This window comes from Streptomyces sp. NPDC088817, assembly GCF_044750345.1.
Classification (GTDB): domain Bacteria; phylum Actinomycetota; class Actinomycetes; order Streptomycetales; family Streptomycetaceae; genus Streptomyces.
In genome coordinates this window covers 408,555-434,202 of sequence record NZ_JBIVJN010000005.1, presented here as the reverse complement: position 1 = coordinate 434,202, position 25,648 = coordinate 408,555, and the positions used below count along the sequence as shown (strand labels likewise).

General features: G+C 69.1%; 21 protein-coding genes. 11 read left to right on the top strand and 10 right to left on the bottom strand.

Annotation, left to right across the window (positions count from 1 at the left end; genetic code table 11):
* Positions 1-172: 172 nt before the first annotated feature.
* Positions 173-2,800: a transglycosylase domain-containing protein gene (locus ACIP4X_RS12595; RefSeq protein WP_391459254.1), complete on the bottom strand. Its 2,628-nt coding sequence runs from the start codon at positions 2,798-2,800 to the stop codon at positions 173-175.
* Positions 2,801-3,198: 398 nt separating this feature from the next.
* Here ACIP4X_RS12595 and ACIP4X_RS12590 point away from each other — a divergent pair, with 398 nt between their 5' ends.
* The 4 genes from ACIP4X_RS12590 to ACIP4X_RS12575 all read left to right on the top strand — a co-directional run bounded on the left by ACIP4X_RS12590 (position 3,199) and on the right by ACIP4X_RS12575 (position 7,015).
* Entirely contained in the window at positions 3,199-3,882 is a 684-nt protein-coding gene (locus ACIP4X_RS12590) for a helix-turn-helix transcriptional regulator (protein WP_358733298.1), read from the top strand.
* Between the two features lie 44 nt (positions 3,883-3,926).
* Complete coding sequence (locus tag ACIP4X_RS12585; protein WP_358733297.1) at positions 3,927-5,009, top strand: inositol-3-phosphate synthase; 1,083 nt, start codon at positions 3,927-3,929, stop codon at positions 5,007-5,009.
* Positions 5,010-5,110: 101 nt separating this feature from the next.
* Positions 5,111-6,388: an MFS transporter gene (locus tag ACIP4X_RS12580; RefSeq protein ID WP_391459258.1), complete on the top strand. Its 1,278-nt coding sequence runs from the start codon at positions 5,111-5,113 to the stop codon at positions 6,386-6,388.
* Between the two features lie 111 nt (positions 6,389-6,499).
* Positions 6,500-7,015 carry a hypothetical protein gene (locus ACIP4X_RS12575; RefSeq protein WP_401348103.1) on the top strand — a complete coding sequence of 172 codons (516 nt, stop codon included), beginning with the start codon at positions 6,500-6,502 and terminating at the stop codon, positions 7,013-7,015.
* Between the two features lie 108 nt (positions 7,016-7,123).
* Here ACIP4X_RS12575 and ACIP4X_RS12570 read toward each other — a convergent pair whose 3' ends face one another.
* Positions 7,124-8,596 (bottom strand): CCA tRNA nucleotidyltransferase, encoded by a 1,473-nt coding sequence (locus ACIP4X_RS12570; RefSeq protein ID WP_391459262.1) that lies wholly within the window; start codon positions 8,594-8,596, stop codon positions 7,124-7,126.
* A gap of 321 nt (positions 8,597-8,917) precedes the next feature.
* Between ACIP4X_RS12570 and ACIP4X_RS12565 the strand changes: the two genes are divergently transcribed.
* From ACIP4X_RS12565 to trxA, 7 genes are all read left to right on the top strand, one after another.
* The gene (locus ACIP4X_RS12565; RefSeq protein WP_358733289.1) at positions 8,918-11,374 is read left to right on the top strand and encodes a DUF6049 family protein; all 2,457 of its coding nucleotides are present in this window, start codon (positions 8,918-8,920) and stop codon (positions 11,372-11,374) included.
* 45 nt (positions 11,375-11,419) lie between these two features.
* Entirely contained in the window at positions 11,420-13,750 is a 2,331-nt protein-coding gene (gene murJ, locus ACIP4X_RS12560; protein WP_391459265.1) for a murein biosynthesis integral membrane protein MurJ, read from the top strand.
* 118 nt (positions 13,751-13,868) lie between these two features.
* Complete coding sequence (locus tag ACIP4X_RS12555) at positions 13,869-15,587, top strand: protein kinase family protein (RefSeq protein ID WP_391459267.1); 1,719 nt, start codon at positions 13,869-13,871, stop codon at positions 15,585-15,587.
* A gap of 26 nt (positions 15,588-15,613) precedes the next feature.
* Positions 15,614-16,354 carry an RNA polymerase sigma factor SigM gene (gene sigM, locus ACIP4X_RS12550; protein ID WP_358733283.1) on the top strand — a complete coding sequence of 247 codons (741 nt, stop codon included), beginning with the start codon at positions 15,614-15,616 and terminating at the stop codon, positions 16,352-16,354.
* On the top strand, positions 16,351-17,226 hold the full coding sequence (locus ACIP4X_RS12545) for a hypothetical protein (RefSeq protein ID WP_391459271.1): 876 nt from the start codon (positions 16,351-16,353) through the stop codon (positions 17,224-17,226). The genes sigM and ACIP4X_RS12545 overlap by 4 nt, the downstream gene beginning before the upstream one ends.
* A 179-nt stretch (positions 17,227-17,405) precedes the next feature.
* Positions 17,406-18,377 carry a thioredoxin-disulfide reductase gene (gene trxB, locus ACIP4X_RS12540; protein ID WP_358733279.1) on the top strand — a complete coding sequence of 324 codons (972 nt, stop codon included), beginning with the start codon at positions 17,406-17,408 and terminating at the stop codon, positions 18,375-18,377.
* Positions 18,378-18,418: 41 nt separating this feature from the next.
* Entirely contained in the window at positions 18,419-18,751 is a 333-nt protein-coding gene (gene trxA, locus ACIP4X_RS12535) for a thioredoxin (RefSeq protein ID WP_141359862.1), read from the top strand.
* Positions 18,752-18,872: 121 nt separating this feature from the next.
* Here the strand turns inward: trxA and ACIP4X_RS12530 are convergent, their stop codons facing one another.
* The 8 genes from ACIP4X_RS12530 to rnpA form a co-directional block, all read right to left on the bottom strand.
* Positions 18,873-19,490 carry a GNAT family N-acetyltransferase gene (locus tag ACIP4X_RS12530; protein WP_358733277.1) on the bottom strand — a complete coding sequence of 206 codons (618 nt, stop codon included), beginning with the start codon at positions 19,488-19,490 and terminating at the stop codon, positions 18,873-18,875.
* A 322-nt stretch (positions 19,491-19,812) separates the two neighbouring features.
* Positions 19,813-20,940 (bottom strand): ParB/RepB/Spo0J family partition protein, encoded by a 1,128-nt coding sequence (locus ACIP4X_RS12525; protein ID WP_401348095.1) that lies wholly within the window; start codon positions 20,938-20,940, stop codon positions 19,813-19,815.
* Complete coding sequence (locus tag ACIP4X_RS12520; protein WP_401348136.1) at positions 20,937-22,010, bottom strand: AAA family ATPase; 1,074 nt, start codon at positions 22,008-22,010, stop codon at positions 20,937-20,939. The genes ACIP4X_RS12525 and ACIP4X_RS12520 overlap by 4 nt, the downstream gene beginning before the upstream one ends.
* A gap of 252 nt (positions 22,011-22,262) precedes the next feature.
* Positions 22,263-22,979 carry a 16S rRNA (guanine(527)-N(7))-methyltransferase RsmG gene (gene rsmG, locus ACIP4X_RS12515; RefSeq protein ID WP_100570527.1) on the bottom strand — a complete coding sequence of 239 codons (717 nt, stop codon included), beginning with the start codon at positions 22,977-22,979 and terminating at the stop codon, positions 22,263-22,265.
* A 116-nt stretch (positions 22,980-23,095) separates the two neighbouring features.
* Positions 23,096-23,608, bottom strand: coding sequence for a R3H domain-containing nucleic acid-binding protein (locus ACIP4X_RS12510; RefSeq protein WP_358733274.1), 513 nt, complete (start codon positions 23,606-23,608; stop codon positions 23,096-23,098).
* Positions 23,609-23,623: 15 nt separating this feature from the next.
* On the bottom strand, positions 23,624-24,904 hold the full coding sequence (gene yidC / locus ACIP4X_RS12505) for a membrane protein insertase YidC (RefSeq protein WP_391459276.1): 1,281 nt from the start codon (positions 24,902-24,904) through the stop codon (positions 23,624-23,626).
* 3 nt (positions 24,905-24,907) lie between these two features.
* On the bottom strand, positions 24,908-25,261 hold the full coding sequence (gene yidD / locus ACIP4X_RS12500) for a membrane protein insertion efficiency factor YidD (protein WP_100570530.1): 354 nt from the start codon (positions 25,259-25,261) through the stop codon (positions 24,908-24,910).
* Entirely contained in the window at positions 25,258-25,629 is a 372-nt protein-coding gene (gene rnpA / locus ACIP4X_RS12495) for a ribonuclease P protein component (protein WP_326803255.1), read from the bottom strand. Before rnpA ends, yidD begins: the two co-directional genes overlap by 4 nt.
* Positions 25,630-25,648 lie beyond the last annotated feature (19 nt).

The window sequence follows — 25,648 nt, the reverse complement described above, 5'->3', positions numbered from 1 at the left end:
CCGCAAGGCCCGCCCGGCACCTCCCCACGCCACGCGGCCCGACACCCGGCCCCCCCCCCCCCCCCCCCCCCCCCCCCCCCCCCCCCCCCCCCCCCCCCAACCCCCCCCCCCCCCCCCCCCCCCCCCCCCCCCGGGGGGGGGGGGGGGCCCCGCGCTCGCTTCGGACTTCGGATCAACCGCCGGCCGGGCCTGCGAAGAGGCCGTTGCCTCCGTTGCCGTTGCCCCGGTTGCCGCCTCCGTTGCCGTTGTTAGCGTCCGACTCGGTCGGCGAAGGCGACGACTGGTCGGTGCCGCCGTCCACGCCGCCGTCGCCGGTCTGACCGCCGTTGCCGTTGCCGTTGCCGTTACAGCCGAAGAAGCCGCAACGTGTCCGGGTCGGCGAGGGGTCCGGAGCGGGCTCGGACTCGGTGGGAGTCGGCGAGGGAGTCGGGCTCTCCTCCGCGGTCTCGGTGGCGGTCGGGGTCGGGGTCGGGGAAGGCGCGCCGGCCCCGTCCGCGATCTCGCCGACCTTCTCGGCCTTGGGGAAGCCGGGGTCGTTCTTCCCCTGCAGGGCTGCCTTCATGTACTCGGTCCACACCTGGGTGGGGATGTCACCACCGTGGATGGAGTCCTTGCCCGCCGTGCCGTTCATGGAGAGCAGGCTGTGGCTCTTGGGCTCCTCACGGAACATGGTCACGGCGGTCGAGAGCTGCTGGGTGTAGCCGACGAACCACGCGGACTTGTTCTTGTCGGTGGTGCCCGTCTTGCCCGCGGCCTTGCGGCCCAGGGCGAGCGCGTTCTTACCCGTGCCGTTCTCGATGACGTTCTCGAGGACGTCGGTGACGTTGTGCGCCACGATCTCGGGCATCGCCCGCTTGATGCGCGGCTTCTCGAAGCCGGGCAGCTCCGAACCGTTGTGCTTGACGGCCGTCACCGAGTACGGGTCGGCCTGCTGCCCCGACGCCGCGAACGTCGCGTAGGCGTCGGCCATGCGGATCGCACTGGGCGTCGACGTACCGAGGGCGAACGACGCGTTGAGATCGGCGAAGCTGTCCTTCAGAAGGCCGGACTTCTCAGCCACGTCCGCCACGTTCCGCATCCCCACGTCCATGCCGAGCTGGACGAAGGGGGTGTTGATGGACTGCTCCATCGCCTTGCGCAGTGTGATGTAGCCCCATGGGAAGGGGCCCTCGTTGTTCTGGAAGAAGGGCGTGTTGTCCTTCTTGAGGACGAAGGACCCGTCGTTGTTCATGACCTTCAGATGGTCATTGCCGTTGTACTTGCTGAGCGGCGAGACCCCGACGCCATCGGTCTTGTAGGTGCCGTACTGCATCGCCGCGGCGAGCACGAACGGCTTCCACGTCGAACCGACGGGGACGCCCGAGGTGTCCGCGTTGTTGGTGAAGTGGCCGTTCTCGAAGCCGACGCCACCGTAGAGAGCGACGATCGCACCGTCATTGGGCTTCACCGACGCCGCACCGAACTGAACATGCTTGTCCAGCTCGCGCTTCGGGTCGATGTTCGCCTTCTCCACCTTCTTGACGGCCGCGGCCATCGCCTCGACCTTGTCCTTCTCGAAGGTGGTCCAGATCTGGTACCCACCCTGGTCGAACTGCGCCTCCGTGATGTCGGAGTGCTTCAGGACGTACCGCTTCGCCGCGTCGACGAGGTAGCTGACCTGGCCGGTCATACCCTTGATCGCCTTACGGCCCTGAGGCTCGGGGTACTTCTTGATCGCCTCCTGGTACTGGGCGTCCGTGAGGTGATCCTTCAGATCGCTCTTGTGCATCTGCTCGAGGATCCAGCTCCACCGCAGTTCCGACCGCTTGTGGTTGGCCGCTGCGGTGGCCGTGGAGTCGAGACTCTCGTTGCCCGCGGGGTCGTAGTACGTCGGGCCCTTGAGCAGAGCGGCGAGGACGGCGCATTCGCTCGGCGTGAGATCGACGGCGTCCTTGCCGTAGTACGTCTGGGCGGCGGCCTGGATGCCGTACGCGCCACGGCCGTAGTACGAGGTGTTCAGGTATCCCTGGAGGATGTCGTCCTTGGAGAGCTTCGTGCCCACCTTGATCGAGATGAACATCTCCTTGAACTTCCGGGAGACCGTCTGATCCTGGCTCAGATAGGTGTTCTTCACGAACTGCTGGGTGATCGTCGAACCGCCCTGCGTGTCGCCGCCCGTCGCCATGTTGGCCAGCGCGCGGGCGATACCCATCGGGTCGACACCCGAGTCGCTGTAGAAGCTCTTGTTCTCGGCCGAGATCACCGCCAGCCCCATGGCCTTGGGAATCTTGTCGATCGTGACGTTCTGCCGGTTCTGGCCGCTGCCGGTGGCGACCATCTGCTGACCGTTGGACCAGTAGTAGACGTTGTTCTGCGACACCGCCGCGGCGTGCGCCTCACTGGGCACGCTCACCATCGCGTACCCGACGCCGGCGACGGCCACCAGGCTGCCGACGAAGCCGATGCACAACCCGGAGACGAGCCTCCAGGACGGTATCCAGCGCTGCCATCCGTACTTTCCCGCGCGCGGGTAGTCGATGAACCGCTTCTCGGCGGGTGGCCCCGGCCGTCCTCGGCCGCGTCCGGGACCGTCCGGCCGACCGCGTCGGCCACTGCTTCTCTGCGCCGCCCGCCGGGCCTCGGCACGGCTGCCGTACGGGCGGTCCTCGCCTTCCGCGCCATGTGAACCGGAGTCGGCAGGAGATCCGGTGGCGCCTCGCGGGGCCGCACGGCGGCCGGAGGACGAGCCGGACTGGCCACGCCGGGCCGCGGCACGTCCGCCTCCCTGCGGCTGCGGCGGTTTGCGACGGTGCTCGCTCATCGAACGATTACTCCTCGGGCAGGCGCTTCTCGCGCGCCTGGAGACGACGGCTGTTTTCCGGTCCCCCCGAAGTACGGATGTGGTCGGTCACGCATTCACCCGTACCGCACCGGGGGCGAGGACGATCCCCAGGCGTCACTCGGTTCCCGGCGATGTGCATGGCGCACAGACTACGCACTGGCAAAACCCGGTGAGCCCCGAAGTTCACCCCAAACCAGGCAACTTGCCTCCGACCGGTCGGCGATGTGATCCCGTTCACTCTGCCCCCTCTTGTCGCATGCCGGACTGGGATCTATCGTCGTGATGTATCGAGTCGATACATCGGCGCGAGATAAGCATCGTCACGGCACCCGGAGCGGCCCCCGCCGCCACCGGATCGCGGCAGAGAGGAGGCGACGATGGGCCGGCGTTCCGGCATCCTCGAGTTCGCCGTACTCGGCCTGCTCCGCGAATCCCCGATGCACGGCTACGAACTGCGCAAACGGCTCAACACGTCATTGGGTGTGTTCCGTGCGTTCAGCTACGGGACGCTCTATCCCTGCCTCAAGACGCTGGTCGTCAACGGCTGGTTGATCGAGGAGCCGGGGAACGCTCCTGAGGACGCCGTCTCCGCCGCGCTCGCGGGCCGGCGCGCCAAAATCGTCTACCGGTTGACGGCCGAAGGTAAGGAGCACTTCGAGGAGCTGCTCTCGCAGACGGGCCCCGACACGTACGAGGACGAGCACTTCGCCGCTCGCTTCGCCTTCTTCGGGCAGACGTCGCGCGACGTACGCATGCGCGTACTGGAGGGCCGCCGCAGCCGGCTGGAGGAGCGTCTGGAGAAGATGCGCGCCTCCCTGGCGCGCACCCGGGAACGCCTCGACGACTACACACTCGAGCTCCAGCGCCACGGCATGGAGTCCGTGGAGCGCGAAGTGCGCTGGCTGAACGAGCTCATCGAGAGCGAGCGGGCCGGGCGGGACCTCAAGGGTTCCGTCTCCGGGGGTCCCGCGTCGCTGGACACCACCACTGGAGCGACGGGCGGCCTGCCCCGGTCCGGGGAGTCTTCCCGGCCGGATACGCCCGACGACACCGCCACGTGAGGTCCCGTCGGGGCTTCACCGATTACACACAGGGAGCAACCGGAATGGGTTCGGTTCGCGTAGCCATCGTCGGCGTGGGCAACTGCGCCGCGTCGCTGGTGCAGGGCGTCGAGTACTACAAGGACGCCGACCCGGCGTCCAAGGTCCCGGGCCTCATGCACGTGCAGTTCGGCGACTACCACGTGCGTGACGTCGAGTTCGTCGCCGCCTTCGACGTCGACGCCAAGAAGGTCGGCCTGGACCTCGCGGACGCCATCGGCGCCTCCGAGAACAACACCATCAAGATCTGCGACGTGCCCAGCACCGGTGTGACGGTTCAGCGCGGCCACACCCTCGACGGTCTCGGCAAGTACTACCGGGAGACCATCGAGGAGTCCGCCGAGGCCCCGGTCGACGTCGTCCAGATCCTCAAGGACAAGCAGATCGACGTCCTGGTCTGCTACCTGCCCGTGGGCTCCGAGGACGCGGCGAAGTTCTACGCCCAGTGCGCCATCGACGCCAAGGTCGCCTTCGTCAACGCGCTCCCGGTCTTCATCGCCGGCACCAAGGAGTGGGCGGACAAGTTCACCGAGGCGGGCGTCCCGATCGTCGGCGACGACATCAAGTCGCAGGTCGGCGCGACCATCACGCACCGCGTCATGGCGAAGCTGTTCGAGGACCGCGGTGTCGTCCTGGACCGCACCATGCAGCTGAACGTCGGCGGCAACATGGACTTCAAGAACATGCTGGAGCGCGACCGGCTGGAGTCCAAGAAGATCTCCAAGACCCAGGCCGTCACCTCCCAGATCCCCGACCGGGACCTCGGCGAGAAGAACGTCCACATCGGCCCGTCCGACTACGTGGCCTGGCTCGACGACCGCAAGTGGGCGTACGTCCGCCTCGAGGGCCGCGCCTTCGGCGACGTCCCGCTGAGCCTTGAGTACAAGCTCGAGGTCTGGGACTCCCCGAACTCCGCCGGTGTCATCATCGACGCCCTGCGCGCCGCGAAGATCGCCAAGGACCGGGGCATCGGCGGCCCGATCCTGTCGGCGTCCTCGTACTTCATGAAGTCCCCGCCGGTGCAGTACTTCGACGACGAGGCCCGCGAGAACGTGGAGAAGTTCATCCGCGGCGAGGTCGAGCGCTAGAGAGCGCTGCACAAAACCGCTCCTGCCAGGGCTGTTGGGCCCCCGTCCGTGTACGCCTCGCGTGCACCCGGGGGCCCTCCCACATGTGAGGCTGTCACCCCATGGCCGTCGTCCGTGACCTGCGCGTCCTGCTGCGCTTGAGGAACTTCAGGCGCCTGCTCGCCGTGCGGGTGCTCTCCCAGAGCGCCGACGGCGTCTACCAGGTCGCGCTCGCCACCTACGTCGTCTTCTCCCCGGAGAAGCAGACCTCGCCCGCCGCGATCGCCTCCGCGATGGCGGTGCTGCTCCTGCCGTACTCGCTGATCGGCCCCTTCGCGGGCGTCCTGCTGGACCGCTGGCGCCGTCGCCAGGTCTTCCTCCACGGCAACCTGGCGCGGGCCGCACTGGCGACCGCCACGGCCGTGCTGATGGTCGCCGCCGTACCGGACTGGCTGTTCTACGTCTCCGCGCTGTGCGTCACCGCCGTCAACCGCTTCGTGCTCGCCGGGCTGTCCGCCGCGCTGCCGCGCGTGGTCGACGCCGAGCGGCTGGTGATGGCCAACTCCCTGTCGCCGACCGCCGGCTCCCTGGCCGCGTTCGCGGGTGGCGGCCTCGCCTTCGTCGTGCGGCTGGTGGGAGCGGACTCCGACGCGGCCGTGGTGCTGCTGGGGGCCGCCCTGTATCTGTGCGCGGCCCTGACCTCGCTGCTCATGGCACCGGACCTGCTCGGGCCCGACCGCGAGCCGCGGCGGCCACGTCTGGGCGCGGCGCTGAACGTCACCGCGCGCGAGCTGATGGCGGCCGTACGGCACCTCGTCGCGCCGTCCCGGCGGCAGGCCGCCTGGGCGCTGGCCTCGATGACGCTGATGCGGTTCTGCTACGGGGCACTGACCGTCCTGGTGCTGATGCTGTGCCGCTACGGCCTGACCTCGAACACACGGGACGGGCTGCGTCTGCTCGGGCTGGCGCTGGCTCTCTCCGGCGTGGGGTTCTTCGCGGCGGCCGTGATGACACCGTGGGCGGCGGGCCGGCTCGGACCGTCCGGCTGGATCGCCGTGTGCGCAGGCTCCGCCGCTGTCCTCGAACCCGCCCTCGGCCTGCCGTTCGCCACCGGCCCCCTGCTCGTCGCGGCGTTCGTGCTGGGGCTGACCACCCAGGGCGCGAAGATCGCCACGGACACGATGGTGCAGTCCGCGGTGGACGACGGTTTCCGCGGCCGGATCTTTTCCGTGTACGACGTGCTGTTCAACGTGGCGTTCGTCGGCGCCGCGGGGGTCGCCGCGCTGATGCTGCCACCGGACGGCCGCTCGGCCGTGCTCGTCGTGATGGTCGCCGTGATCTACGGGGCGGTTGCGGCCGCTATGACATGCTTTGCAGGCCGACACGTGTCACATCAATGACACAGAGCCTCACTGGGCTACAGCAGTGTCAGTCCTGGCCTGTAACTTACGTGCGTCTTATTTCGACAGCATGTTCTTGCCGTCATGCACTAGTTCCAGGGGGACCCCCGAATGACCACTCCGCCGCCGCCCCAGGGCCAGAACCCGCACGCTGAGGCGCCCACCGCTCCCATGGGGCAGCAGGCCGGTCAACCTGGAGCCCCGCAGCAGCCGTACCCGCCGCAGGCGCCGTACGCTCCCTTCCCGCAGCAGCAGGGTGCCCCGGTCCCGCCGCCCGTTCCGCCGAAGTCCGGGGGCAAGAAGGCGCGGGGCATCCTTGGCACGATGGGCCTCATTGCCGCCGCCGTCCTCGTCAAGCTCGGTATCGGCTGGCTGTTCAGCCAGGCCGAGACGACTGACGCCGAGACGACTTCGGTCGGCGCCTGCCTGCACAACAAGGGAACCGACTCCAAGGCCGACCTCAAGGAGGTCGACTGCTCGTCCGGTGAGGCCGAGTACAAGGTGGTCGAGAAGTTCGACGGATCTTCCGACGAGAACAAGTGCGAAAGCGTCAAGGGGTGGACCGTCTCCTACGTCCAGTCCGGAGGCGGACACGACGTCGTGCTGTGCCTGACGGAGACCAAGTAACACCCGCTTGACCCATGACGAAGGGGCGATGTTTCACGTGAAACATCGCCCCTGTGCGTTTCCCGGGCTCGTGTTTCACGTGAAACACGAGCCCTTTTCCACGCACCCTCAGTCCTGCTGCTCCTGCTCGACCCACCACTCCTTGAGAGCCGCCACCGCCGCGTCGTGCTCCATCGGGCCGTTCTCGAGCCGCAGTTCCAGCAGGTACTTGTACGCCTTGCCGACGGCCGGTCCGGGCCTGACGCCGAGGATCTCCATGATCTGGTTGCCGTCGAGGTCCGGGCGGATCGCGTCGAGTTCCTCCCGCTCCTGGAGCTCGGCGATGCGCTCCTCCAGACCGTCGTACGCCCGGGACAGCGCGGCCGCCTTGCGCTTGTTGCGGGTGGTGCAGTCCGAGCGGGTCAGCTTGTGAAGGCGGTCGAGCAGCGGACCGGCGTCGCGGACGTAGCGGCGGACAGCCGAGTCCGTCCACTCGCCGGTGCCGTAGCCATGGAAACGCAGATGGAGTTCGACCAGCCGCGAAACGTCCTTCACCAGCTCGTTGGAGTACTTCAGCGCGGTCATGCGCTTCTTGGTCATCTTCGCGCCGACCATTTCGTGGTGGTGGAAGGAGACCCGGCCGTCCTTCTCGAAGCGACGCGTGCGCGGCTTGCCGATGTCGTGCAGAAGAGCGGCGAGGCGCAGCGTCAGGTCGGGTGCCTCCTCCAGCTCCATCGCCTGCTCCAGCACGATCAGCGTGTGGTCGTAGACGTCCTTGTGCCGGTGGTGCTCGTCGCTCTCCAGGCGCAGCGCGGGCAGCTCGGGCAGCACATGGCCGGCGAGACCGGTGTCGACGAACAGGGACAGGCCCTTGCGCGGGTGGGCCGAGAGGATCAGCTTGTTCAGCTCGTCCCGGACCCGCTCGGCCGAGACGATCTCGATACGCCCCGCCATCTCCTTGATCGCAGCGAGAACCTCGGGGGCGACCTCGAAGTCGAGCTGGGCGGCGAAACGCGCGGCCCGCATCATGCGCAGCGGGTCGTCGGAGAAGGACTCCTCGGGTGTTCCCGGAGTGCGCAGCACACGTGCCTCAAGGTCGCCGATCCCGCCGTGCGGGTCGATGAACGTCTTCTCCGGCAGCGCCACGGCCATGGCGTTGACCGTGAAGTCACGGCGGACGAGGTCCTCCTCGATGGAGTCGCCGTACGACACCTCGGGCTTGCGCGAGGAGCGGTCGTAGGCCTCCGACCGGTAGGTCGTCACCTCGATCTGGAAGCAGCGGTCGACATCCCCGACGCGGGCCTGCTTCTGCGCCCCGACCGTGCCGAAGGCGATCCCGACCTCCCAGACGGCGTCCGCCCAGGGCCGCACGATCTTCAGTACGTCCTCGGGGCGGGCGTCGGTCGTGAAGTCCAGGTCGTTGCCGAGCCGGCCGAGGAGCGCGTCCCGGACCGAGCCGCCGACCAGGGCGAGAGAGAACCCGGCCTCCTGGAAACGGCGCGCGAGGTCGTCGGCGACAGGGGCGACCAGCAGCAGTTCGCTCACCGCGCGCTGCTGCACCTGGCTCAGGGCGGAGGAAGTGTCTTCGTTGGCGTTCGGCACAACAGAAAAGGGTACGTGGCCCGGGCGCCCGGCCGCGCCGAGATTCTTCGGCGCCGGCCTCCGCCGAGCGCCCGGCGACAACACCTCCCGGGACGCGGCGGCAGATCCCCTTTGTCACCTGCTCAAGCTCTCCTTATTACCTAGTCAACCCATGCCTTTGTGACGTACCGAACAGCATCCGCTGATACGGGCATATCCAGGGCGTTCGCCCGCGTCCAGCGATCTTGAGACCGCCTCCGAGGCACTTCCCCTCGGCGCACATCGTTACCATGCGTGGACGCACATTCCGACGACCACTGACGACGAGGGACGGGCGAGCGCGTGGCCGAGGCGGCAGACTTCCAGGGGACCAGTCCCTCACCTGCCCGCCGAAGGCTGCGGCGTGCCGGAGCGCTGCTCGCCGGAGCGCCGTTGCTGGCCGCTCTGCTCCAGCTGCCCGCCATGCCGTCCGCACACGCCGCCGGGCAGGCCCCGCAGAGCGCGTCGGGCTCGCGCACGGTCGCCGTCTCCGTCGACTCGTTCAGCCCCAGCGCCCCCACGGACGGGGACACGCTGACCGTCTCCGGCACGGTGACGAACAAGAGCAAGCAGGCCGTCACCGACGCCCACGTGGGCCTGCGCCTGGGCCCGGAGCTGGACACCCGCTCGGCGATCGACACCGTCGCCCAGCGCACCCTGTTCGATCCGGGCGCCGACGGCCCCGAGGTCGGCGACAAGTACGTCCAGAAGTTCACGCAGCTCGCTCCGGGCGTCGCTGAGCACTTCAGCGTCTCCGTGCCGGTCGAGAAGCTGAACCTCGGCTCGAACGGGGTCTACGAGTTCTCCGTCTCGCTGTCCGGCCAGACCTCCGTCCAGCCCTGGGAGCAGGTCCTGGGCATCCAGCGCACGTTCCTGCCGTGGCAGCCGAACGACGCGGGCCCGAAGACCAGGACGACCTATCTGTGGCCGCTGGTGTCCAGCGTCCACATGACGGCCGAGACGGGCCCCGGAGCACAGCAGACGCCGGTCTTCCTCAACGACGACCTCGCCAAGGAGCTCGCACCCGGCGGACGCCTGGAGCGGATGCTGTCGCTGGGCAAGGACCTCGACGTCACCTGGGTGATCGACCCCGACCTGCTGGCGTCCGTCGACGCCATGACCCGCAACTACCGCGTCCAGACCGCCGACGGCACGCCCGTACCGGGCACCCACCAGGATGCCGCCAAGAAGTGGCTCGCCGAGCTCCAGCAGGCGGTGGCGGGCAAGGACGTCGTGGCGCTGCCCTTCGCCGACCCGGACCTGGCCTCCCTCGCCCACCACGGCACGCGCGTCACCGGCTCGCTGAGCCAGCTCAAGGACGCCACCGACGTCGCCGCCAGCACGGTGGAGACGGTGCTCCACGTGAAGCCGAGCACGGACTTCGCCTGGCCCGTGGACGGCGCCGTCGACCCCTCGATCGTCAAGGTCGCCACCTCCGCGGGCGCCGACAAGATCATCACGCGCAGCGACAGCCTTCAGGAGACCGGCGGGCTGTCGTACACGCCCTCCGCCGCCCGCCCGATCGGCGGCGGCACCACGGCGGTCGTCGCGGACGCCCGGCTGTCGACGGCGTTCGAGGGCGACCTGACGCAGGCCGGCGCGTCCACGCTCGCCGTGCAGGAGTTCCTCGCCCAGAGCCTGGAGCTCGACGGCCAGACGAGCCGGCAGCGCAGCATCGTCGTGGCACCGCAGCGCATGCCCAGCGCGAGCCAGGCCCAGGCCATGGCGCAGGCGCTGACGGCCCTCCAGCAGAGCAACTGGTCCCAGTCGCAGGACCTGACCGCGGCCACCGCGGCCAAGCCGGACCCCGGCGCCACCACGAGGATCCCGTCCGCCGCGGACTACCCCTCCTCGCTGCGCAGGAAGGAACTCAGGCCGGCCGCCTTCGGGGCGATCGCCAGGACGCAGGACAAGGTCGACAACTTCCGGGTCGTCCTGACCGACCCGTCCCGGGTCGTCACGCCCTTCGGGCGGGCCATGAACCGGGAGATGGCCACGTCGTGGCGCGGCCGGTCCGGCGTGGCGACGAACTTCCGGGACGGCGTGGAGGCGTACCTCGACGACCTCTCCGAGCAGGTCAAGCTGATCGACAAGTCGGAGACGAAGCTCTCCGGCCGCAGCGCCACGATCCCGGTGACCGTGCAGAACAACCTGGTGCAGGGCGTCGACCGCCTGATGCTCCGGCTCACCTCGACCAACCCCACCCGCCTCAAGATCGGCGGCAAGGCGTACTCGGAGCAGCCCGTCGCGGTCGCCGGCGGGCACAGCCAGTCCGTGAAGTTCACCACGTCGGCCAACGCCAACGGCCCCGTGACGGTGGTCGCCCAGCTCTACACGCAGGACGGCCGGGAGTACGGCGCGCCGGTCACCTTCGACGTCAAGGTCACCGAGATCACGGCCACGGTGATGCTGGTCATCGGCGGCGGCGTCCTGCTGCTCGTCCTCGCCGGCTTCCGCATGTACACCCAGCGCAAGCGCGCGGCGGCGAAGGCGGCCGCCCAGGACGCCCAGGACCCCGACAACGCCGAGGAAGCGCAGGACGGCGAGGACGGCGCCCCGGAGGCCGGTGACGGCACGGACGGGCCGGAAGGCGTCGAGCCGGAGAACCCCGAGGGCGCCGCCGGTCGTCCCGCGGAAGGCACAGACGAGTCCGGCACCCGGCCCGGGGCGGACGACCCGGAGCAGCCGAGTGACCCGACACCGGACACCGCGGCGGAAAGCACAGACCCGTCCGGCACGGGTGAGAAGGTGGACCGTTGAGGATGTCGTGGCCCGGAGGGCCCGGGACGATGAGGTGGGGTAAGCATGAACGCGCCGTACGACGGTGACCGCGGCCAGGCCGTGGGCGGCTCGGGCCACCCCGACGCGCCGCCGCCCGGACACGGCCAGACGCCGCCGGAGCCCCCCGCGGACATGTACCTCCAGGACGCCTACGACGACGACCCCTACCGGGCGCAGGACCTCACCGCCCAGGACCCGGTCGGCGAGGCGCTGTACGACCGCGCCGCGCACCCTCCGCCGCCCCCGGCCACGAACGGCCCGCAGCAGCCGCTGTACGGCCGCCCCGCGCAGTCGCCCCACGCCCCCGACCCGCGCGTGTGGGCGCAGACCCCGCCGCCGGAGCCGTCGGGCACCACCCAGTACCTGCCGCACGGCGAGGATCCCCGCACCACTGAGTTCGTCGGCGTCGACGACCTGGTCAGCCACTCCGGCGAGGACCGCCACGAGCCGGACGCCTTCGCCCACCTCTTCCGCGACCAGCAGCAGGGCGGTCCGGACACGCGCCAGGGCGGCTACGGCCACCAGGGGCCGGGACAGCACGGCTACCGGCCACCGCAGGACATGGGCGGACGCCCGCGGACGGCGGTCCCCTCGGTTCCCGGTCCCGCACCGGCCCCGGCCGCCGGTCAGGGACCGATGGGGCCGTACGCGCCCGCACCGGCCGTCGCCGAGGCTCCTGCCCGGGCGACGGCCGAGCCCACGCCCGCTCCGGTGGCGAAGAGGGGCGGGAAGGCCTCGGGACTGCTGCAGTCGAGCGCCCTCATGGCGGCCGGCACGATGGTCTCCCGGCTCACCGGGTTCGTCCGCTCGGCGATGATCGTGGCCGCGCTGGGCACGTCCCTGCTGGGCGACACCTTCCAGGTGGCCTACCAGCTGCCGACGATGATCTACATCCTGACCGTCGGTGGCGGTCTGAACTCCGTGTTCGTCCCGCAGCTCGTCCGCGCCATGAAGGAGGACGACGACGGGGGCGAGGCGTTCGCCAACCGGCTGCTCACCCTGGTGATGGTCGCGCTCGGCGCGCTCACCGCTCTCACGATGTTCGGGGCGCCGCTGCTGGTCCGCATGCTCTCCAACCCGGTCGCCAGTAATCCGGCGGCCAACGACGTCGGCGTCACCTTCACCCGGTACTTCCTGCCCTCGATCTTCTTCATGGGCGTCCACGTGGTGATGGGGCAGATCCTCAACGCCCGGGGCAAGTTCGGCGCGATGATGTGGACGCCGGTCCTGAACAACATCGTCATCATCTTCACGCTCGGCACGTTCCTGTGGGTCTACGGCACCGCCGCGAACTCCCACATGACCGTCACGAACATCCCGCCGGAGGGCCAGCGCCTGCTGGGCATCGGCGTGCTCCTCGGCCTCGTCGTGCAGGCACTCGCGATGATCCCGTACCTGCGCGAGACCGGGTTCCGGCTCCGCCTGCGCTTCGACTGGAAGGGGCACGGCCTCGGCAAGGCCGCCATGCTGGCCAAGTGGACCGTCCTCTTCGTCCTCGCCAACCAGGCGGGCGCCCTGGTGGTCACCCAGCTGGCCACCGCCGAGGTCGCGCGTACGCACATCGACGGCACCGGATTCAGCGCCTACGCCAACGCCCAGCTGATCTGGGGCCTGCCCCAGGCCATCATCACGGTCTCGCTGATGGCGGCCCTGCTGCCCCGCCTCTCGCGCTCGGCCGCCGAGAACGACACCGGCGCGGTCCGCGACGACATCTCGCAGGGTCTGCGCACGACGGCGGTCGCCATCGTGCCCATCTCCTTCGGATTCCTCGCCCTGGGCATCCCCATGTGCACCCTGATCTTCGGCTCCCAGGGCACCGCGCCGGCCACCAACATGGGCTACATGCTGATGGCCTTCGGACTCGGCCTGATCCCGTACTCCGTGCAGTACGTCGTCCTGCGCGCCTTCTACGCCTACGAGGACACCCGCACGCCCTTCTACAACACGGTGATCGTGGCCGCGGTCAACGCGGTTGCCTCGCTCCTGTGTTACTTCCTGCTTCCGGCCCGCTGGTCCGTGGTCGGCATGGCGGCCGTGTACGGTCTCGCATACGCGATCGGCGTCGGCGTCGCCTGGCGCCGGCTGCGCCATCGGCTGGGCGGCGACCTCGACGGTTCCCGTGTCCTGCGGACGTACGCGCGGCTGGGCATCGCCTCGGTGCCGGCCGCACTGATCAGCGGCGCGGCCTGCTACGGCATCGGCCACACGCTGGGCCAGGGCGTCTTCGGGTCGCTCGCCGCGCTGGTGGCCGGTGGCGTGCTGCTGCTCGGGGTCTTCTTCGTCGCCGCCCGCCGGATGCGCATCGAGGAAATCAACGGGCTCGTGGGTATGGTCCGCGGGCGCCTGGGGCGTTGAGTCGGGGGTAGGCGCACAACCATCGTCCGCAGCTGTGTGTCGTGCATAGCGCCGGACTGTGGGCACAATTGGATTCGGCGTCGGACAGCGCGCGATGGATGGGGAGGCAGGAGCGACGGTGGCGGAACGGATCACGGCTGCCGTCGACGTGGCAGACAACAGCGGCGAACAGCCGCTGACCGCCAAGGCGGACCAGTCCACGTCCGACGGGGTGGCCCAGCACCGGGAGCGGGCCACGGAAAACGACGAGGCACACGGGAGCGACGGGACGGAAGGTCCCGGGAGGAAGGCCTCACCACCCGATCTTCACAGCGGCCACAAGCTGGCCGGACGGTACCGCCTCGAGGAGTGCGTCACCCGTCTGGACGGATTCAGCAGTTGGCGAGCCGTCGACGAGAAACTCCGTCGCGCCGTCGGGGTGCACATCCTGCCCGCGGACCACACGCGAGCGCGGTCCGTGCTCGCCGCGGCCCGCTCCTCCGCACTGCTCGGCGATCCCCGCTTCGTGCAGGTGCTCGACGCCGTCGAGGAGAACGACCTCGTCTACGTCGTCCACGAGTGGCTGCCCGACGCGACGGAGCTGACCACGCTTCTGGCCTCGGGCCCTCTGGAGCCGCACGACGCCTACCAGTTGGTCAGCCAGATCGCCTCCGCCATGGCCGCGGCGCACCGCGAGGGCCTGGCGCATCTGCGTCTGAACCCCAACGCCGTACTGCGCACCTCCACCGGTCAGTGGCGGGTCCGCGGTCTCGCCGTGAACGCCGCGCTGCGCGGCATCAGTTCCGACACCCCGCAGCGCACGGACACCGAGGCGATCGGCGCACTGCTGTACGCGGCGCTCACCCAGCGCTGGCCGTACGAGAGCGACGCCTACGGCATGTCCGGGCTGCCCAAGGACATCGGCCTCATCGCCCCCGACCAGGTGCGCGCGGGCGTCCACCGCGGCCTGTCCGAACTCGCCATGCGCGCCCTCGTCAACGACGGCGCCACCGCCTCCCGTCACGAGTCGGCGTGCACCACCCCGGAGGAACTGGTCAAGGCGATCGGCGAGATGCCGCGCGTCCGGCCGCCGGAGCCGACGTTCACCGCGCCGCCGGAGTACCAGGGCACCTCCTACCAGCAGGGCTCGTACGGCCGTCCGGCGCCGCGCCCCGGGGTCACCCAGCCGGTCCCGACCCCGCCGCCCCCGCTGCAGAGCCGCACCGGCAAGGCCCTGAAGTGGGCCGTCTCGGCCCTCCTCATCGCCGCCCTGGGCCTCGGCAGCTGGCAGCTCGCGGACGCCCTGCTGGGCAAGGGCGGCAAGTCCGACGACACCCAGACGCAGACCCAGGACGGCAGCGACCAGGACGAGAAGCAGCCGAAGCCGGCCAAGCCGATCCAGATCCAGGGGGCACGGGAGTACGTCGCCAGCGGTGAGGCCCAAGCTCCCGGAGACGTCGAAAAGACGTATGACGGTGACGGAGCCACGTACTGGCGGACCAAGCGCTACAACGCCGGCCCACGACTCGCTCCCTACAAGCCAGGCGTGGGCATCGTCTACGACCTCGGCTCGGACAAGGAGATCTCGACGGCGTCGATAGGGCTGCGCTACACCGGTGACCACACGACGGTCCACCTTTATGCCACCGACTCCCTGAGCCCCTCGACCGGGGTCGACGGGATGAAGGAGATCGGAACCGCGGTCACCAGCGGGTCCTCTCTCACGGTGAAGGCGACCAAGTCGATCAAGACGCAGTACGTGCTTCTGTGGCTCACGGACGTGCCCATGGCGCCCAGTGACGGCTACAGCGCAGCCGGCTACAAACAGGCCATCACGGACGTGAAGTTCACGAGCTGACGTCTCACCGAGGGGGAAGGGGCCAGATGGCGGACGGCGCCGGATACGGCGGAGTGAGCGATCAGGAGCTGCTCACCCGTCACGTGGCGGGCGACCCCGAAGCCTTCGGTGAGCTGGTGCGCCGTCACCGTGACCGGCTCTGGGCGGTCGCCCTGCGCACGCTGGGCGACCGCGAGGAGGCCGCTGACGCCGTGCAGGACGCCTTCGTCTCCGCCTACCGGGCCGCGGGCACCTTCCGCGGCCAGTCGGCCGTCACGACCTGGCTGCACCGGATCACGGTGAACGCCTGCCTGGACCGGGTCCGCAAGGCCGCCTCCCGCAAGACCTCGCCCGTGAACGACACCGAGCGCCTGGAGCAGTTGCTGGAGCCGCACGAGTCGGCCTCGGCGCCCGCCGAGAGAAACGACGTACAGCGGCAGCTCGTCGAGGCGCTGGACACTCTCCCGCCGGATCAGCGGGCCGCCCTGGTGCTCGTGGACATGCAGGGCTACCCGGTGGCCGAGGCCGCCGCCATCCTCGATGTGCCGACCGGAACGGTGAAGAGCCGTTGCGCCCGGGGCAGAGCGAGACTCCTGCCACTGCTCACCCATCTGCGCCCGGGACGCACCCGTGAGGAGAAGAAACCGGGCGCGGGACGGAACCGGGCGCAGGGGACATCCGTCCCACCGGAGACGGATCCCGAAGGAACGCGCCCCGAGGGCAGACACGCGCAGAACACGGGATCAGGCGATGCAGCTGCTGTGAAGGGCGGAGGTGGGCGAGCGTGACATCCACGACAGACGCGGCCGGGCACCCGGACGTCACGGAGATCTCCGACCTCACCGAAGGCCTTCTCGCCCCCGCCCGGGCCGACGACCTCCAGCGGCATCTGGACGACTGCGAGTTGTGCGCCGACGTCCACGCGTCGCTGACGGAGATCCGCGGTCTGCTCGGCGCCCTGCCTGATGTGCCCGCCATGCCGGTCGACGTGGCGGACCGCATCGACGCGGCCCTCGCAGCCGAGGCCCCCGTCGCGGGGCCTCCACTCGCAAGTGGCGCGCGTGTTTCACGTGAAACATCGGCTGCGGACCGTCCCTCCGGCCATCCTCGCGCCGCCAGCACCGGACCGGGTCGCAGGACAGGAACCCGGCGGGGACGCCGCAGGGTCGCCGTTCTCGGCTCCGTAGTCGCCCTCGCCGCGCTGGGGGTGACATCCGCGGTTCTGGCAACGCTCCACGACGACAAGCGGTCCGACACCACGGCGCACGATCGTCCGAGCGCGTCCGCGGACACCTTCTCCGCGAGCACCCTCAAAAGTGAGGTCGCCGATCTCCTCGCCCAGGAGCAGCGACCGCACAGGGACAGTCACACGCCGCACGACTTCGGGGTGGAATCCGCTGCTGGCACCGACCGGCCGAAGCTGCTGAAAAGCCGGCCCCCGACGGTCCCCTCGTGCGTACGGCAGGGCATCAACGACAGCAGCGTCCCGCTCGCGGCCCGGGCGGGCACCTATGACGGCAAGGACGCCTATCTCGTCGTGCTGCCCGATGCCTCCGGCGACAGCAGCCGTGCCACGGCCTACCTGGTCGACGCGACCTGTGTCCGCCATCAAGGGGTCACGGCCAAGGTGCTGCTGTCGCGCTCCTACGCGCGTTCCTGAACGCGCACGCTCGGTCCTCGCACCGCATGGCACCGCATGGCATCCCGTGCGCTGTCACGCCCCCGTGTGCCCCGGCACAGTGGGAATGCATGCCCCTTAGGATCCGTTGGGTGGGGTGAGAGCTGCGAGAGAGGCTCCCCCCGGCCGTAGGACACAGTCCAGAGACGAGGAATCAAGCCGTGAGCGATGTCCGTAACGTGATCATCATCGGCTCCGGGCCCGCCGGATACACGGCGGCGCTCTACACCGCGCGCGCGTCGCTGAAGCCGCTGGTTTTCGAGGGTGCGGTCACCGCGGGTGGTGCCCTGATGAACACCACCGACGTGGAGAACTTCCCCGGCTTCCGCGACGGCATCATGGGCCCCGAGCTCATGGACAACATGCGTGCGCAGGCCGAGCGTTTCGGCGCCGAGCTCATCCCGGACGACGTGGTCTCCGTCGACCTGAGCGGTGAGATCAAGACCGTCACGGACACCGCGGGCACGGTGCACCAGGCGAAGGCCGTCATCGTCACCACCGGCTCGCAGCACCGCAAGCTCGGCCTGCCGAACGAGGACACGCTCTCCGGCCGCGGCGTCTCCTGGTGTGCCACCTGCGACGGGTTCTTCTTCAGGGAGCAGGACATCGCCGTGATCGGTGGCGGTGACACCGCCATGGAGGAGGCCACCTTCCTCTCCCGGTTCGCCAAGTCCGTCACCGTCGTCCACCGCCGGGACACCCTGCGCGCCTCCAAGGCGATGCAGGAGCGTGCCTTCGCCGACCCGAAGATCAAGTTCGTCTGGGACAGCGAGGTCGCGGAGATCCAGGGCGACCAGAAGCTCTCCGGACTGAAGCTGCGCAACATCAAGACCGGCGAGCTGTCGGACCTGCCGGTGACCGGCCTGTTCATCGCGATCGGCCACGACCCGCGCACGGAGCTCTTCAAGGGCCAGCTGGACCTGGACGAGGAGGGCTACCTGAAGGTGGACTCGCCGTCCACCCGCACCAACCTGACCGGTGTCTTCGGCGCCGGCGACGTGGTCGACCACACCTACCGTCAGGCGATCACCGCGGCCGGCACCGGCTGCTCCGCCGCCCTCGACGCCGAGCGCTTCCTGGCGGCTCTCGCGGACAACGAACAGAAGGCCGAGCCCGAGAAGTCCACCCTCTGAGCCCCCACCACCCCACCGCACGACCAGTTAAGGAGCCCGCTGTGGCCGGCACCCTGAAGAACGTGACCGACGACTCCTTCGAGCAGGACGTCCTGAAGAGCGACAAGCCCGTCCTGGTGGACTTCTGGGCCGCCTGGTGCGGTCCCTGCCGCCAGATCGCTCCGTCCCTCGAGGCGATCGCCGCCGAGTACGGCGACAAGATCGAGGTCGTCAAGCTCAACATCGACGAGAACCCGAACACCGCCGCCAAGTACGGGGTCATGTCCATTCCGACCCTGAACGTCTACCAGAACGGCGAGGTCGCCAAGACCATCGTGGGGGCGAAGCCGAAGGCCGCGATCGTCCGCGACCTCGAGGACTTCGTCGCCGAGTAACCACGGCGGGGCCGCCGGGACGGCGGCGATGTTTCACGTGAAACACGAATGGGCCAACCCCGAGGGGTTGGCCCGTTCGCATGTCGCAGTCCGCATGTCACTGGTGTGACTGACAGCTGGCTTACAGCGGCCTCAGCGCCGGTTCCTTCTGCACCGCTCCCAGCAGCCGGTCGATCGCCATCTCCACGTCTTCCTTCCAGGACAGCGTCGAGCGCAGCTCCAGCCGGAGTCGCGGGTGGGCCGGATGATGCCGGACCGTCTTGAACCCCACGGCCAGCAGATGGTCGGCGGGGAGCACACATGCGGGCTCCTTCCAGCGGGCGTCCCCGAATGCCTCAATGGCCTTGAAGCCCCGCCGCAGCAGATCCTTCGCGACCGTCTGCACCATCACGCGGCCCAGCCCCTGGCCCTGGTAGCCCGGCATGATGAACGCGGTCATCAGCTGCACGGCGTCCGGAGAGACAGGGCTCGTGGGGAAGGCCGTGGAACGAGGGACGTAGGCGGGAGGAGCGTAGAGCACAAAGCCCACGGGCATGTCGTCGACGTAGACGACCCGGCCGCAGGATCCCCAGTCCAGCAGGACGGCGGAGATCCACGCTTCCTTTTCCGCCGTGGCCGTGCCGGCCCTCAGCGCTGCTTCACCACTGACGGGGTCAAGTTCCCAGAAGACGCACGCACGGCAGCGCTGGGGGAGGTCTTGAAGGTTGTCCAGCGTGAGCGGTACGAGCCGACGGCCCATGAAGGCTGTTCCTCGCTTCCTTCGCCCGCGGCGCCACGCGCGGCTGTCAGAGCGCTGCGTTCCTTGAGGAGGCTGCCGACGAATCCGCCGACCGCACCCAGCCCCAGGACCGCGCCGAACATTCCGGTGCGGCTCACCGTTCGCATGCCCTGCCTCCCTCTAGAGGTACCGCCGGGTGGATGCGTCATACCTGATCGCATCGTATCGACGATGCGATTGCATCGATACCGCCTGAAAGCAAAGAGCGGGCCGTGTTCCGGTACACACCGGACACAACCCGCCTGTGCCGAGCGGTCGAGTCGAAACCGTCCATCGGACGGACTCAGCCCTCCCTCTCCTCCTCCGGCTCTTCGCCGTCCAGAAGACTCTGCTGTATGACCGGTCCCTCGCCCGGAGCCAGCGTGCCGAGGATGCGCTGCAGGTCCTCCATGGAGGCGAACTCGACGGTGATCTTGCCCTTCTTCTGGCCCAGGTCGACCTTCACCCGCGTCTCGAAACGGTCGGACAGACGCGTCGCGAGATCCGACAGGGCGGGAGAGACCCGGCCTCCGGCACGCGGGCCCTTGGACCGAGGGGCCACCGCCGGCCGTGACCCCATCAAGGTCACGATCTCCTCGACCGCTCGCACCGACAGCCCCTCGGCGACAATCCGATGGGCCAGCCGGTCCTGCTCCTCCGAGTCCTCGACGGAGAGCAGCGCCCGCGCATGTCCCGCCGAAAGAACTCCGGCGGCGACCCGGCGCTGCACGGCCGGCGAGAGCTTCAGCAGACGCAGGGTGTTGGAGACCTGCGGGCGGGACCGGCCGATCCGGTCCGCCAGCTGGTCGTGCGTGCAGTTGAAGTCCCTCAGCAGCTGGTCGTAGGCGGCTGCCTCCTCCAGCGGATTCAGCTGGGCCCGGTGCAGGTTCTCCAGCAGGGCGTCCAGGAGAAGCTTCTCGTCATCCGTTGCCCGCACGATCGCCGGGATGGCCGCGAGCCCCGCCTCACGGCAGGCCCGCCAGCGCCGCTCACCCATGATGAGCTCATAGCGCGCCGGCCCGAGCTGCCGTACGACGACGGGCTGGAGGAGCCCGACCTCCTGGATGGAGGTGACGAGCTCGGCCAGCGCGTCCTCATCGAAGACGTCACGCGGCTGGCGCGGGTTGGGCGTGATGGCGTCGAGGGGGATCTCGGCGAAGTGGGCGCCCATCACCGATGCGGCGACCTCAGCCGGGCCGCTCGACTGCGGCTGCGATGTTTCACGTGAAACAGACGGCAGCGTGGTCACCTTCGCCGCCGCCACCCCCCGGTCACCGCGGTCACCGCGGTCACCGGTCAGCACCGGAACGGCCGTGGACGACGCGGAGCCCGCGCCTCCCGCCGTCGCCGGAGCCGGCGGCTTCTCCCCGGTCGGGGCAGCGGGGATCAGCGCGCCGAGACCGCGACCCAACCCCCTCCGTCGCTCACTCACTGAATCCCCTCCACCATGTTCGGATCACCCTGTGCGCCGACGTGGGCGTGTGTGGCGTCGTAGCTCACACCGACGCCCCTCAGCGCGATTTCTCGTGCCGCCTCCAGATAGGAGAGGGCACCGCTTGACCCTGGATCGTAAGTCAGCACCGTCTGCCCATAGCTCGGCGCCTCGGAGATACGGACCGAGCGAGGAATGCTCGTCCGCAGCACCTCCTCACCGAAGTGGCTACGCACCTCTTCCGCGACCTGGGACGCCAGGCGCGTCCGCCCGTCGTACATGGTGAGCAGGATGGTCGACACATGCAGGGCGGGGTTGAGGTGCCCCCGGACCAGGTCGACGTTGCGGAGCAACTGGCCCAGGCCCTCCAGTGCGTAGTACTCGCACTGAATCGGGATGAGGACCTCCTGGCCGGCGACGAGCGCGTTGACCGTCAGCAGGCCGAGCGAGGGCGGACAGTCGATGAGGATGTAGTCCAGCGGCTGCTCGTAGGCCTGGATCGCCCGCTCGAGCCGGCTTTCCCGCGCCACCAGGGACACCAGCTCGATCTCCGCACCGGCGAGATCGATCGTGGCAGGGGCGCAGAAGAGACCCTCGACATCGGGGACGGGCTGGACGACCTCGGACAGCGGCCTGCTCTCCACCAGGACGTCGTAGATGGAGGGGACCTCGGCGTGATGGTCGATGCCCAGCGCCGTGGAGGCATTGCCCTGCGGGTCGAGGTCGATCACCAGGACACGGGCACCGTGCAGGGCCAACGAGGCGGCAAGGTTGACGGTCGTCGTCGTCTTGCCCACGCCGCCCTTCTGGTTGGCGACCACCATGACGCGGGTCTGTTCGGGCTGGGGCAGACCCTCGCCGGCGCGGCCCAGAGCCTCGACCGCCAGTTGGGCAGCACGACCGATGGGAGTGTCGTCCATCGGGGGCGGCGTTTCACGTGAAACTTCCTCCCCCATCGATTCGGTACGGGGACCGGGGACCGGATCGGTCATCGGTCCCGCAATGTTGGCGTCGGACCGCAAGGATTCACTCTCCTCGACTTCAGGCTCGCAGTGCACAGAGCCTCCCATGCCTTCGGGGTCGTGAACCAGTGAGGCCTGACGTTCTGTGGAGAAATCCACCTCTGTGGACAACCCTGATCCCTGTCCGAGTGAACCGAGAGGCTTGCGGTCGCGGGGTTTGGCCGCGGCGCGACCACGGTCGATGATGCCGTGCAGCAGTGAGCGACGTTTCACGTGAAACACGATGCACAGCGGCCGTGGCCGGACTGTCGCGACACTCCGGCATGCGGAGGTTTGGCAGCTTGTGTGGAGTACGGTCGGCTATCGGCGCCGTCGCGTCCGCCCCGTCCGCGCCGCCTTCGCTCGCTTGGCCGCGAAACGCACGCCACCCGGGCTCTCGCCGACCTCGACCCGCACCACGGTGGAGCACGGATCCACGACGCCCTCACCCACATGCAGGATGGACGTCTCCACCGCGCCGAGCTTGCTCAGGGCGGTGGCCGCACTCTTCAGCTCCTCCTCGGCGGTGTCCCCCTTGAGGGCCAGCATCTCCCCGTAGGGACGCAGCAGTGGGATGCCCCACGTCGCCAGGCGGTCCAGCGGCGCCACCGCGCGAGCGGTGACCACATGGACCGGCGGAAGCTGGCCCATCACTTCCTCGGCACGCCCCCGGACAACGGTGACGTGGTCGAGACCCAGCAGCTCCACGACCTCGGTGAGGAAGTTGGTGCGCCGCAGCAGCGGCTCCAGCAGCGTGATCTTCAGGTCCTCCCGGACCAGGGCCAGGGGAATGCCCGGCAGACCCGCACCCGAGCCCACGTCGCACACCGTCACGCCCTCGGGAACCACTTCCGAGAGCACCGCACAGTTCAGCAGGTGCCGCTCCCACAGACGGGGTACCTCACGCGGGCCGATCAGCCCTCGCTGCACTCCTGCCTCGGCCAGCAGCTCGGCGTACCGGACCGCATCCGTGAAGCGATCACCAAATACGTCACGTGCCTGCTCGGGCGCAGGGGGGAGCTCCGCTTCCGCCGTCACGGGGACCGTCCTTCCGTACCGCATCGGCGCTCTCGGCGCCGACCATCAGAACTACCAGGCTGACAAAGTACGGCCCCGCCTGCGCAACAGACGGGGCCGGTGGAACGTGGGACCGCTCAGGCGGGAAGCACGACGACGAAGCGCTGCGGCTCCTCGCCCTCCGACTCGCTGCGCAGGCCGGCAGCCTTGACCGCATCGTGCACGACCTTGCGCTCGAACGGAGTCATCGGCTTCATCTTCACGGGCTCGCCACTGCTCTTGGCCTCGGCGGCGGCCTTCGCACCCAGCTCGGACAGCTCGGTCCGCTTCTTGGCGCGGTAACCCGCGATGTCCAGCATCAGACGGCTGCGGTCGCCGGTCTCCCGGTGCACGGCCAGGCGCGTGAGCTCCTGCAGTGCCTCCAGCACCTCGCCGTCCCGGCCGACCAGCTTCTGCAGGTCGCGACCGCTGCTGTCACTGATGATCGAGACAGAGGCGCGGTCGGCCTCGACATCCATGTCGATGTCACCGTCGAGGTCGGCGATGTCCAGTAGACCCTCGAGGTAGTCCGCCGCGATCTCGCCCTCCTGCTCCAGGCGGGTCAGGGCGTCCGCGCCCTCGGCAGCGGCGGAGGTGGTGCCTTCCGTCACGGGATGGGCTCCTTCTTACTTCTTGGACGGGGACTTGGGCCGCTGCGGACCCTTGCGCTGTCCTGACTGGGCCTTGCTGCGGGTGCCGTTGCCGGGCTTGGAGGCGGCCTTCTTGCCGACGGCGGCCGGAGCGTCCTCCGGCTCGTCGGACTTGGTCAGCGACAGGGACTCCGTCTCCTCCTCGGCCGGCTTCGTGCCGCCCGACTGACGCTGCGCCTTGGTCTGCCGCTTGGGCTGCTGACGCCGGGGAGCGGCGGCGGTCGCGGTGGCGGTCGTACCGTCCTCGGCCTGCGCGACGGCGGCGCTGTCGCTCTTCATCACGGAACCGTCGGTCTGGGCCGCGAGACCCGCCTTGTTCAGACCGTTGATGAACTTGCGCTCGAACTCGTTGCGGTCACGGCCCTTGACGACGATCGCCTTGACGATGGCCTTCTCCCGCCGGTTGCGGGTCTTGCCGTGGTGCGAGACGTGCTTGAAGAGCCGCTCCAGGTAGGCGGCCTGGGCCTTGGAACCCGGGGTCGGGTTGTTGTGGATGACGTACATCTGCTGGCCCATGGTCCACACGTTGGTGGTCAGCCAGTAGACGAGGACACCGACCGGGAAGTTGATGCCGAAGATGGCGAACATGACCGGGAAGACGTACATCAGCATCTTCTGCTGCTGCATGAACGGCGTCTTCACCGTCGTGTCGACGTTCTTCGTCATCAGCTGGCGCTGCGTGTAGAACTGCGACGCCGACATCAGGATGATCATGACCGCGGTCACTACGCGGACGTCGGTCAGCGAGGCGCCGAGCGCGGCGACCTTGTCGCTGCTGTCCATGAACTTCGCGGCGAGCGGCGCCCCCACGATGTGCGCCTTACGGGCACTGGCGAGCAGCTGATCGTCGATGACGCCGATCGTCTTGCCCGTCGCGATGCCGTTGAGCACGTGGTACAGGGCGAAGAAGAACGGCGACTGCGCCAGGATGGGAAGGCACGAGGAGAGCGGGTTGGTACCCGACTCCTTGTACAGCTTCATCATCTCTTCGGACTGGCGCTGCTTGTCGTTCTTGTAGCGCTCCTGGATCTTCTTCATCTCGGGCTGGAGCGTCTGCATGGCCCGGGTCGCCTTGATCTGCTTCACGAAGAGCGGGATCAGGCAGATGCGGATCAGGATCACCAGGGACACGATGGACAGGCCCCAGGCCCACCCGGTGTCAGGGCCGAAGATCGTGCCGTACACCGTGTGGAACTGGACGATGACCCAGGAAACGGGTGTCGTGATGAAGCTGAAGAGGCTGGCAATCGTGTCCACTAATCATGCTCCTTGGGCATGGGACGAGGTCTCTGCGGCCGGGACCGCCGGCATCTTCCCGTCGGTGGCCGTTTCGGCGGCGGAGGACCCGCCCCTGCGCGCACGCCAGGCGTCACGCAGCATTTCGTGCCACCGCGGACGCTTGCGCGGCGGAACATGGTCCACACCGCCGAGCGACCACGGATTGCACCGTAGGATGCGCCACGCTGTGAGCGCCGTTCCCTTGATCGCACCGTGCCGGTCGATGGCCGTGTAGCCGTAGTGGGAACACGACGGGTAGTACTTGCACACCGGCCCGAGCAACGGGCTGATGGTCCACTGGTACAGCTTGATCAAAGCCAGCAGCGGGTACTTCATCGCGTGCCCCCTCCCAGCAGCCGTCGCAAGGCGGCATCCAGGTCTCGGGCCAGCTGTGCGTGGTCGGCGTCGCCCGCACCGGGCAGCGCTCGTACGACTACCAGGCTACCGGGGGGCAGCAAGGCGACTCGGTCGCGCATCAGATGGCGAAGCCTGCGCTTCACCGCGTTGCGGACGACCGCGCCGCCCACCGCCTTGCTCACGACGAAACCCGCACGCGACGGGGGAGCGCTCTCCCCTGGCGCGTGCGGGTCCGTGGCACCGCTGCGTAGATGGACGACGAGAAGCGGGCGTCCGGCTCGACGCCCTCGTCGTACCGCGGTCGCGAAGTCCTCGCGCCGCCTCAGCCGGTTCTCGGTGGGCAGCACGATGTCATGACCTGACCGG

What these genes read in the sequence shown, in the direction of transcription:
- ACIP4X_RS12595 (WP_391459254.1), bottom strand. Translation starts at nt 2,800, where the DNA reads ATGAGCGAGCACCGTCGCAAACCGCCGCAGCCGCAGGGAGGCGGACGT.
- ACIP4X_RS12590 (WP_358733298.1), top strand. Translation starts at nt 3,199, where the DNA reads ATGGGCCGGCGTTCCGGCATCCTCGAGTTCGCCGTACTCGGCCTGCTC.
- ACIP4X_RS12585 (WP_358733297.1), top strand. Translation starts at nt 3,927, where the DNA reads ATGGGTTCGGTTCGCGTAGCCATCGTCGGCGTGGGCAACTGCGCCGCG.
- murJ (WP_391459265.1), top strand. Translation starts at nt 11,420, where the DNA reads ATGAACGCGCCGTACGACGGTGACCGCGGCCAGGCCGTGGGCGGCTCG.
- sigM (WP_358733283.1), top strand. Translation starts at nt 15,614, where the DNA reads ATGGCGGACGGCGCCGGATACGGCGGAGTGAGCGATCAGGAGCTGCTC.
- ACIP4X_RS12580 (WP_391459258.1), top strand. Translation starts at nt 5,111, where the DNA reads ATGGCCGTCGTCCGTGACCTGCGCGTCCTGCTGCGCTTGAGGAACTTC.
- ACIP4X_RS12575 (WP_401348103.1), top strand. Translation starts at nt 6,500, where the DNA reads ATGACCACTCCGCCGCCGCCCCAGGGCCAGAACCCGCACGCTGAGGCG.
- ACIP4X_RS12520 (WP_401348136.1), bottom strand. Translation starts at nt 22,010, where the DNA reads ATGGGAGGCTCTGTGCACTGCGAGCCTGAAGTCGAGGAGAGTGAATCC.
- yidD (WP_100570530.1), bottom strand. Translation starts at nt 25,261, where the DNA reads ATGAAGTACCCGCTGCTGGCTTTGATCAAGCTGTACCAGTGGACCATC.
- ACIP4X_RS12530 (WP_358733277.1), bottom strand. Translation starts at nt 19,490, where the DNA reads ATGGGCCGTCGGCTCGTACCGCTCACGCTGGACAACCTTCAAGACCTC.